This is a genomic window from Streptosporangium carneum (assembly GCF_027922005.1).
Taxonomy (GTDB): Bacteria; Actinomycetota; Actinomycetes; order Streptosporangiales; family Streptosporangiaceae; genus Streptosporangium; species Streptosporangium carneum.
In genome coordinates this window covers 99,789-108,320 of sequence record NZ_BSEV01000031.1, presented here as the reverse complement: position 1 = coordinate 108,320, position 8,532 = coordinate 99,789, and the positions used below count along the sequence as shown (strand labels likewise).

The 8,532-nt window shown below is 67.9% G+C and carries 11 protein-coding genes and 1 pseudogene; 7 read left to right on the top strand and 5 right to left on the bottom strand.

The genetic code is table 11. The features are described 5' to 3' along the window. Positions 1-81: 81 nt before the first annotated feature. The 4 genes and pseudogenes from PKF00_RS38320 to PKF00_RS38305 all read right to left on the bottom strand — a co-directional run. On the bottom strand, positions 82-516 hold the full coding sequence (locus PKF00_RS38320; protein ID WP_271222644.1) for a creatininase family protein: 435 nt from the start codon (positions 514-516) through the stop codon (positions 82-84). Continuing rightward, a complete protein-coding gene (locus PKF00_RS38315) occupies positions 419-829 on the bottom strand; it encodes a creatininase family protein (protein WP_271222643.1) in 411 nt (136 codons plus the stop codon). Before PKF00_RS38315 ends, PKF00_RS38320 begins: the two co-directional genes overlap by 98 nt. Further along, positions 826-1,491 carry an NsdA family TPR-like regulatory protein gene (locus tag PKF00_RS38310; protein WP_271222647.1) on the bottom strand — a complete coding sequence of 222 codons (666 nt, stop codon included), beginning with the start codon at positions 1,489-1,491 and terminating at the stop codon, positions 826-828. Before PKF00_RS38310 ends, PKF00_RS38315 begins: the two co-directional genes overlap by 4 nt. 461 nt (positions 1,492-1,952) lie before the next feature. After that, a pseudogene (locus tag PKF00_RS38305) lies at positions 1,953-2,159 on the bottom strand (XRE family transcriptional regulator); the annotation flags it as partial. Between the two features lie 313 nt (positions 2,160-2,472). On the opposite strand from PKF00_RS38305, the gene PKF00_RS38300 reads away from it, so the two are divergent. Together PKF00_RS38300 and PKF00_RS38295 are read left to right on the top strand one after the other, a co-directional pair. After that, on the top strand, positions 2,473-2,847 hold the full coding sequence (locus PKF00_RS38300) for a hypothetical protein (protein ID WP_271222642.1): 375 nt from the start codon (positions 2,473-2,475) through the stop codon (positions 2,845-2,847). Positions 2,848-2,876: 29 nt separating this feature from the next. Further along, complete coding sequence (locus tag PKF00_RS38295) at positions 2,877-3,128, top strand: hypothetical protein (RefSeq protein ID WP_271222641.1); 252 nt, start codon at positions 2,877-2,879, stop codon at positions 3,126-3,128. Positions 3,129-3,425: 297 nt separating this feature from the next. On the opposite strand, the gene PKF00_RS38290 is transcribed toward PKF00_RS38295, so the two are convergent. After that, entirely contained in the window at positions 3,426-4,301 is an 876-nt protein-coding gene (locus tag PKF00_RS38290) for a LysR family transcriptional regulator (RefSeq protein WP_271222640.1), read from the bottom strand. Positions 4,302-4,422: 121 nt separating this feature from the next. Here PKF00_RS38290 and PKF00_RS38285 point away from each other — a divergent pair, with 121 nt between their 5' ends. From PKF00_RS38285 to PKF00_RS38265, 5 genes are read left to right on the top strand one after another with little or no spacing between them, the layout of a single operon-like run. After that, on the top strand, positions 4,423-5,421 hold the full coding sequence (locus PKF00_RS38285) for an NADP-dependent oxidoreductase (protein WP_271222639.1): 999 nt from the start codon (positions 4,423-4,425) through the stop codon (positions 5,419-5,421). After that, the gene (locus PKF00_RS38280) at positions 5,418-5,819 is read left to right on the top strand and encodes a nuclear transport factor 2 family protein (protein ID WP_271222638.1); all 402 of its coding nucleotides are present in this window, start codon (positions 5,418-5,420) and stop codon (positions 5,817-5,819) included. Before PKF00_RS38285 ends, PKF00_RS38280 begins: the two co-directional genes overlap by 4 nt. Beyond that, on the top strand, positions 5,774-6,841 hold the full coding sequence (locus PKF00_RS38275) for a replication initiator (RefSeq protein ID WP_344928578.1): 1,068 nt from the start codon (positions 5,774-5,776) through the stop codon (positions 6,839-6,841). The genes PKF00_RS38280 and PKF00_RS38275 overlap by 46 nt, the downstream gene beginning before the upstream one ends. Beyond that, the gene (locus PKF00_RS38270; protein WP_271222637.1) at positions 6,838-7,032 is read left to right on the top strand and encodes a helix-turn-helix transcriptional regulator; all 195 of its coding nucleotides are present in this window, start codon (positions 6,838-6,840) and stop codon (positions 7,030-7,032) included. Before PKF00_RS38275 ends, PKF00_RS38270 begins: the two co-directional genes overlap by 4 nt. Next, a complete protein-coding gene (locus PKF00_RS38265) occupies positions 7,029-8,393 on the top strand; it encodes a tyrosine-type recombinase/integrase (RefSeq protein ID WP_271222636.1) in 1,365 nt (454 codons plus the stop codon). Before PKF00_RS38270 ends, PKF00_RS38265 begins: the two co-directional genes overlap by 4 nt. Positions 8,394-8,532: the final 139 nt, after the last annotated feature.

Genomic DNA, 8,532 nt, shown 5'->3' with positions numbered 1-8,532 from the left:
GGCGTTCGGGCGGCGGGCCGTGCGGCGGCGCGCCGCGCTGCCGCGCTTGATACTCATAAGAACAATTCGGCAGTGTCCGTGCTACGTGATCGTGATCGCGTCACGCTCGGTGCTCAGAGCTTGGTGAGCAGGGCTGTCACGTCGGCGAAGCTGCTGGTCAGGGAGTCGAGGACGGCCTTGCCCTTTTTCGGCAGTGGCCAGGGACGGACGACCGATGACCCCGGTCTCGGTGTAGGCCCGCATGCCCTCGGTCAGCAGGTGACGACGGTCGTCGGCGACGTGGTCGGCGGTCTCGTAGCCGGGGCGGATCACCTCGGGGCAGGCGTGCAGCAGGATCGAGGTCTCGATCTCTCCGGCGTGCATGTCCTCGTGCATGGAGCCGGCCAGCTCGGCGGCGGCCCGGGCCTGCTGCCAGTCTTCACGGGTGGGGAACAGGGCCATCGCGCGGCCTTCGGTGTTGGCCTCCTGGACGACGTTGCTGAGCACGTAGTTGCCGCCGTGGGCGTTGACCACCACCAGGGCGCGGGGGCCCGGCGCGGGTGACCGAGTCGTAGACGTCGGTGATGACGGCGTGCAGGGTGCGGGCGGAGATGCTGACGGTGCCGGGCCAGGCGCTGTGCTCGTGGGAGCAGGAGATCGTGATCGGGGGCAGCAGCAGCACGGGGTAGGCGTCGGCGATCTTTCGGCAGATGAGGGTGGCGATGATCGTGTCGGTGCTGAGCGGCAGGTGGTCGCCGTGCTGTTCGAAGCTGCCGACGGGCAGGATCGCGATGGGGGCGTTGCGGTGGCGTTCCTCGGTGGTGGTCGCGGTGGGCAGCGCGTTGATCACCGTTCTCCTTCTGGTGGCCGGGGTGCTGGCAGAAAGAAGGACTCGGCGAGGAGGTCGAGTCTGGTGAGCAAGTCTGCCACGGGCCGGTCCGTCGACCACCGGGACAACTGGATGCAGAGTGTGGCGAGCTGGCCGGCCACCCGGCTGGAGCGCAACGCCTGGATCTGCGGGATGGCTTCCTCGGTCACGGTGCATGCCTGGTCGCGCTCGCCTGCCATGGCGTAGGCGGTGGCCATGCGGGTCAGGAACAGGGCGTGGTCGCGGGCCTGCCTGGAGGGCGTCCACTGGGAGCGGCTGGCTTCGAAGATCGGGATCGCGGTGGCGGCCTGGCCAAGCAGGAGACGGGTGGCTCCGGTTTCCATGGCGACGTAGGCGGGCGTGCAGTACGGCGCGCGGTCGGGCTCGGTCTGGATCATTCCGGCGGTGGCCTCGATGAGGGCGGTTTCTGAGTCCCGGGCGGAGTCCGCGGCTTCCCCGAGGTAGGCGTTGGCGATGGCTCGGGTGCGCAGGATGACGGCCCGCAGGCGGGAGGTGAGAGCCGCGGGGTTGGACAGGGCGGCGTTGGCCAGGCCGAGGCCGTGGCCGTGGTCGCCGGACTCGATGGCGATGGCGCTTTTGCGCATGAGGACGTAGGAGGTGACGCGCTGGTCGCCCAGCTCCATCCGTAGTCCAGGGCTTTGTTGGTCCACATTGTGGCCTGGGTGAAGTCACCGAGGTCCTGGTGGAGCCAGCCGCAGAACTCCAGCAGTTCGCTGGCGAAGCTGAGCGCCTCGGCGCGGTCGGCGCCTCGTGTCACCCGGCAGACCTGACCGATCAGCGGCACCTGGCTTGTGACCGCGTTGATCAGCAGGGGCGGCCCCATGATGGCCTCGGCCTGAATGTGGCCGGTGAGGACGTGACGCAGACCGGAGATGACGGAACGGCTGGACGCGCCGCCGGTCAGGCCGATGAGGTGCTTGTTCGGCAGTTCTGTTTCCGGCAGTGCGGCCTGGCCGGCTGGTGTGTGTTCCGGCTCGACTCGGGGTTTGGGGAGGGGGTGTCGGGGGGCCAGGCCGAGGGTCATGCGGGCAGGGTCGGGCATGTTCAGGCCGTCGGCGATGCGTTCGATGACTTCGAACGAGGTGACCTGAACGGTCCCTTTCATGATCTCGCTGATCTTTCCCTGGCTGAGGTTCACCGCGACGCCGATGCGGGTCTGGCTGGCTCCGGTGTGCTGGCGGATGAGCCGGAAGAGTTGCCCGATGTTCCGACTTCGGAGGCTTTCCAGGATTTCAGGGCGTTGCCATAGTTCCGGCAGGATAACGACTGGTTCAGTCGCATCTGCGGGCATATGGAATATCTCCTCGAAAGCTCGACATTCGGGTATTCAACGGTTGCCGTTGGGCGGTTATCCCGTCAAGGGATACCGGTCATTCTGCCCAAGGATTCTGTGCCGAGATGGGAGACATCGGCGCAGGTGAAGACCCTTGACTCATGATTACCGAAGGGGAACCGACGAGCCAGGAGTGTCCGACCTGCCACGGGCGCGGCTGGCGATGGATTCGCCGTAATCGTGCCGAGGCGGCGCTCCATCTCGATGGGCAGGCCGTGAAGCTGGTCCGGATCGAGTGCCTGGACTGCTCGGTAGCGGATGAGGCGGCCTGATGAACATGGAAGAGCTTCCGCCCGTCCAGCCGAACCATGTCGGGCCGGACGTGGTGATCAACGCGGTGGAGGCGGCCGAGCGGTTGCAGCGGGAGCTGGCCGGGCTGGGGATCGCCTCCGATGTGCATCACGGGCACTGCTTGGCGTTGGTGTCGGTCTGGTCGGGGCTGGTGGTGTGGACCGACGAGCGGGTGTTCCGGTGGAAGTCCGGCCGGGACGCCTTGAGGCGGGAGGCACGGGACAGGCTGGGGTGGGACGCCTACGGCCCGGTGGATGATCCGGCGGGTACGGCGCAGCGAGTGGCGGCCCGGTATGCGGAGTTGCGCCGGATGGCTCCGCCGCTCGTGACGCCGACCGGCTGGGCGCCGCAGTGATCGCGACGCAGAGGTGCCTGCGCCCGCATGTGGCCAACCCGGTGCCGGATCACATGAAGCTGGTGTGGCGGGTGCCGTGCCCGGCCGAGCGGGTGCGGGTGATCGAGTGGAGCTGTGAGTGCCGTTCCACGGTGTATGAGCTGTGCCTTGCCGGAGAACAGGCGTTCCTTCGCCGCCCGCACCACTTCAACGGTGCCCGGCAGGTGCATGAGACCTATCGCTGGCCGATCCGTCAGGGTGATGACGTCTGGAGGGCGTTGCTCTGCGGGCAGGCCCGGTAGGGCGGTGCGGCGGGATGGGGTCCCTCGGGTCTGGAGGGAACCGGGGAGCGTCACCTCCGTCCCGCCGCGCTGCGTCATCTCATTGAGCCATGTGTCCCTAGGTTTTCAGGGAAGTTGTTCTTCGTCTATGGCTGCCCTATGGCACCTTGGCCCGCCGAAGCATCTGCCGTGACGGGACAGGGGGACCGTGCCGGGTCCTCAGCAGCAGCTTGCACTTGTCGTCGCGGTGGCCGGCGGGCCTCCACTCGGAGGCCGTGGTAGACCTGCCGCCCATGGTCATCGCCCGGCCTGGTCCGGTCAGGATGGCGGGGCGGCTAGGACGGCCTTGGCAGCCAGCCGGAGATTCTTGATCATTGGATTCGGGTCGCCCTTGCGGCTGACCAGGACGACCTGGCTGGGGGGAGCGCCCTCGATCGGGACGGTGACGAGGTCGGGACGCAGTGAGCTGCGCCGATCGCCGACCGGTAGGACGGCGATCGCCCTGCCACTCGCGACGAGTTCGAGCTTGTCCTCGTAGCTCTCGATCGGCGGCACGCTGGCCCCGAGGATCCGGTAGGACGTCCAGTCCGCGGTCTCGAACGCGCACGGCGCCGCCTCTTCGTCGGCCAGTTCTTCCGCGGTCACCGACGCGCGGTCGGCCAAAGGATGGCCGCGGGGGACCACGAGCATCCGGGGCTCCTCGTACAACGGGGTGGTGAATACGTCGTCGGCGGCGAGCGGCAACGGGGTCCGCGCGATCAGGGCGTCGACGCGCCTGTCGGACAGTGCGCCGACGTCGCGGCAGCTCAGATGCCGGGTGGCGATCTCGGCGTCCGGGTGACGGTGGCGCAGTTCCCGTACGGCGGTAGTGATCACCAGGTCTTCGACGTAACCGATGGTGATTCGTTCGGTCTGGGCTTGTTCACGCACGGCCAGTTCGGCCTGGCGGGCGGCCTGCAGCAGGGCTTGGGCCCGGGGGAGGAATGTCTGTCCGGCCGGAGTGAGCCGGGTGCCTTGGGAGGTGCGGTCCAGCAGTCGTGTGCCGAGATATTTCTCGAGCCGCTGGATCTGGCGGCTCAGCGCCGGCTGGGCTACGTGCAGGTCGGCGGCGGCCCGGCCGAAGTGCTGGTGCGCCGCCACCACGGTGAAGTAGCGCACCAGCCGCAGTTCCAGGTCCTGTCCGAGATCGTTCACCGTTGCAGGGTACGCGTCATGCTGTTTCGGAATGACCGGTTGCCGAAGGGGTCTTGGACGGCCATGCCGTCCAGGGCCTTGACTGAAGGAGCAACGTTTCCCTGAGAAAGCGATAGGCGCGATGAAGGCGATCCAGTTCCACGAGGCGGGCGGGCCGGAAGTTCTGCGGTACGACGAGGTGCCGGTTCCCGAGATCGGCCCGGGCGAGGTGCTCGTCCGGGTGCACGCGGCGGGCATCAACCCGCCGGACTGGTACCTGCGCGAGGGGATGAAGGTCATGCCGGCCGAAATGAGGCCGGTGCTGGAGTTCCCCCTCATCCCCGGAACGGACATGTCGGGCGTGGTTCAGGCGGTCGCTCCGGACGTGTCCAGGTTCGCCGTCGGTGACGAGGTCTTCGGCATGCTGCGGTTCCCGGGATTCGACGGCCGGACGTACGCCGAGTACGTGGCCGCTCCGGCTTCCGACCTGGCTCACAAACCGGCCGGTATCGACTACGTTGAGGCGGCCGGTGCGCCGATGGCCCTGCTGACGGCCTGGCAGTACCTGGTCGATCTCGGCCACGACGTGCCGTCTCCCTTCACCGGCCAGGTGCACCAGCCGGTGCCGATCACGCCAGGGATGACCGTGCTGGTCAACGGGGCCGCTGGTGGAGTGGGTCATTTCGCGGTGCAGCTGGCGAAGTGGAAGGGGGCACACGTCATCGCGGTGGCCTCGGGGCGGCACGAGCAGTTCCTGCGCAAGCTCGGCGCCGATGAGTTCATCGACTACACCACGACGCAGGTCGCGCACGTGGTCAGTGGCGTCGACTTGGTGATCGACACCGTCGGTGGCCCGGACAGTTCACGTTTCCTGACCGTGCTCAAGCGCGGCGGCACCATGCTTCCGGTGTTCTTCGCCCAGTACGATCCGGAAGAGACGGCGCGTCTTGGCATCACCGTCTCGAACATTCAGGTGCGTTCCAACGGCCCCCAGCTCGCCGAGATCGGGCGCCTGTTCGACGAGGGCAAGCTCCAGGTCGGGGTGGACAGCACCTACCCGCTTTCCGAAGCGGGCAGCGCACACACACGAGCCGCGCAGGGCCACATCCAGGGCAAGATCGTGCTGACGGTGTTCTCGTGATCGCCGACCTCCAGCAGGCGGTGGCGCACTACGCCCATGCCCTGGACGAGCTGAATGTGGCCGAGCTGGAAGCGGTCCTGACCGAGGACACCACCTGGACCTTCACGATGCCCGGACAGGGGGTGCTCGGCCCGGTCGCCGGACGCGCGGCGGTGCTCGACTTCATCCGTGACGGGCACACGGCCCAGACCGGAAGGGTGCGGCACCACCTGGGTAACGTCGTGGTCACGACGACGGACGCCGCCACCGCCGAGGTGCGGGCCTATCTGCTGCAGACGAGGAACACCGGCGAGAGCATCCAGATGATCTCGACCGGGGTCTACACGTTCAGCCTGCGACGGTCCGACGGTAGGTGGCGGATCGCCGAGCTCACCCTGACGCTGGACAACGCCTTATAGGGCGAGGCCAGGCAGTGCGCCCGGCGATCCGCCACCTGTGCCGCGGCCTGCGAGTGGAACCGCAGAAGAGGTTTGCTCCCCACCTGCACATGGCGATCCGCAGGACCCTGCCTCGCGCGGAGATCAAGGCCATCGCGGCGGCCACCTATCACCAGGTGTGGTGGCCCGCCCTCGATCAGGTGCGCTTCAAGGGCGACCACCTGCCGGTCTGGGTGGAACGAGAGGAGCAGGCCGAGCCGTACCCGGACGGACAGGCTGGCGACTACCTCGACCCCGCCACGGGCGAACTACTGCCCACCTGGGAGGAAGCGCTCGACCGGCTCGACACCGACGACGAGGCTGAGCCTCTGCACGTGGTGCGCTTCGGCGCTCAGGTCGACGTTCAGGGCCTCCTGGCCGGATCGCCGGACGCGCACAAGCGCATCGGCTACCTGACCAAGTACCTCACCAAGAGCCTGGGAGAGACCCTCGACCTCGACCCCGACGAAGACGAGCAGGGCGACGAGACTCCGGCCGCGTCGACTGCCCGCGCCGCGATCAACCAAGCCCGCTGGGACCACGCCGCCCGCCTGGTCGAGGCGCTGCGCTACGAACCCTGCTCGCCTACCTGCGCCAACTGGCTGCGCTACGGCATTCAGCCCAAGGGAGCCAAGGCGGGCATGACCCCGGGCCGGTGCAAGGGCAAGGCGCACAAGGCCGAACACCTCGGCTACGCGGGCCGTCGCGTCCTGGTCTCCCGCAAGTGGTCGAACAAGACCTTGCACGACCACAAGGCCGACCGCCGCGCCTGGGTCCTCGACATGCTCGGCCTGCCCGCCGACGCCGAGACCGACCCGCACCGCTACGTCTGGCGGCCGGTCTCCACCAAGGACCCCACCCGCACCCCGTTGCCGGTGCGGCTGCTGCGCGGCGTGGCCAACCGGCACCGAACACGCGCCCGGCTCGACGAACTACGGGCCAGAGCCGATGGCAGACCCACTCCAGATCTTCCGGCAAACACGCCATTGAGGGAGGCGGCGTGAAGAAGAACCGTGACGAGCTCATGACCGTGCCGGAGATCCTCGACGAACTCGGCGGGGTGTCCCGGCGTACTTTCTACCGCTGGCGGGAGATCGGCCACGCTCCCCAGGGCCTCAAGCTCCCCAACGGGGAGATCCGCGTCTGGCGCAGCGAGTTCACGACCTGGCTGGAATCCCTCCGGGAGGCCGCGTGATCACCTCCTATGACGTGAAGTTCTGGGAGATCCGCCGGAACGAGACGAGCAAGACACCCTCGTACGTGGTCCGGTGGAAGGTCGGCGGTCGCCAGAAGTCGAAGACCCTGCGGACCAAGGCACTGGCCGAGAGTTTCCTGTCGGACCTGCGCCAGGCGGCCAAGCGGGGCGAGGCCTTCGACGTGGAGACCGGGCTCCCGCTCTCCATGCTTCATGCCAAGAGCGCCCGGACGGTCTTCGAGTTCGCTCGGGCCTACATCGACATGAAGTGGCCCCACGCTGCGGCCAAGAGCCGGGACAGCATGTCCGACGCGCTCTCGACGATCCTCCCCGCGCTGACCAAGGACCGGTCGGGGCGTCCTGACGCCGAGACCCTCCGGGCAGCGCTCCGTAAGTACGCGCTCCTTCCCACCGGGAGGAGGCCGGAGACACCGAGCGAGATGGCTCGGGCGATCCGGTGGCTTGAGGGGGCGTCGTTGGACCTGGCCGACCTCGGAGAGACCAAGGGCGTACGGCTGGCGCTGGACGCGCTCGCCCTCCGACTCGACGGCAAGGCCGCGGCCCCGAACACGATCACCTGCAAGCGAGCCGTTCTCCATGCCGTTCTCGAATACGCGGTTGAGTTGGAGGAACTGGCCGCCAATCCGCTGCACAAGGTGAGGTGGAAGCCGCCCAAGACCACCGAGACTGTCGATCCGCGCGTGGTCGTCAATCCCCGGCAGGCTCAGGAGCTTCTGACCATGGTCACCTATGTGGGTGGTCGCGGGCGGGGCCGACGGCTCATGGCGCTGTTCGCCTGTATGTACTACGCGGCCCTGCGTCCGGCCGAGGCGGTGGGCCTGCGGCTTCAGGACTGCCATCTGCCCGCCGAGGGCTGGGGACGGCTGACGATCGACGTTTCCCGGCCTGAGGTGAACACGCAGTGGACCGACAGCGGGGACGCGCACGAGGAACGGGGCCTCAAGCATCGGGGCCGGGCCGACGTGCGGCCGGTACCGATCCCTCCCGAGCTCGTGACGATCCTCCGGCGGCACATCGAGGAGTACGGCACCGGTGAGGACGGCCGTGTCTTCCGAAGCGAGCGCGGCGGAGTGATCGCCTCGACGGCCTACACCGAGGTCTGGCAGGACGCACGGATTCTCGCTCTCACTCCCACCCAGGTCGCCTCTCCCCTGGCACGCAGGCCGTACGACCTGCGGCACGCGGCGGTGTCCCTGTGGCTCAATGTGGGTGTTCCGGCTCCCGACGTGGCCGAGCGGGCGGGGCATGGTGTGGATGTCCTGCTGCGGGTCTACGCCAAGTGCCTCGACGGGCACAAGGAGATCGCCAACAGGCGGATCAGCGAAGCGCTGACCATGTGAAAGGCATGCTGTACGACCAGGGGCCCGGGCACTTGCGGGACCCTTTGATGTTCTTGTCGTTTATCGGCGCTCGTGGCAGTTGATACACGAGCTGGCACTACTGATCTTTAATTCGTGGAGTTACGAGGACTTGAGAACC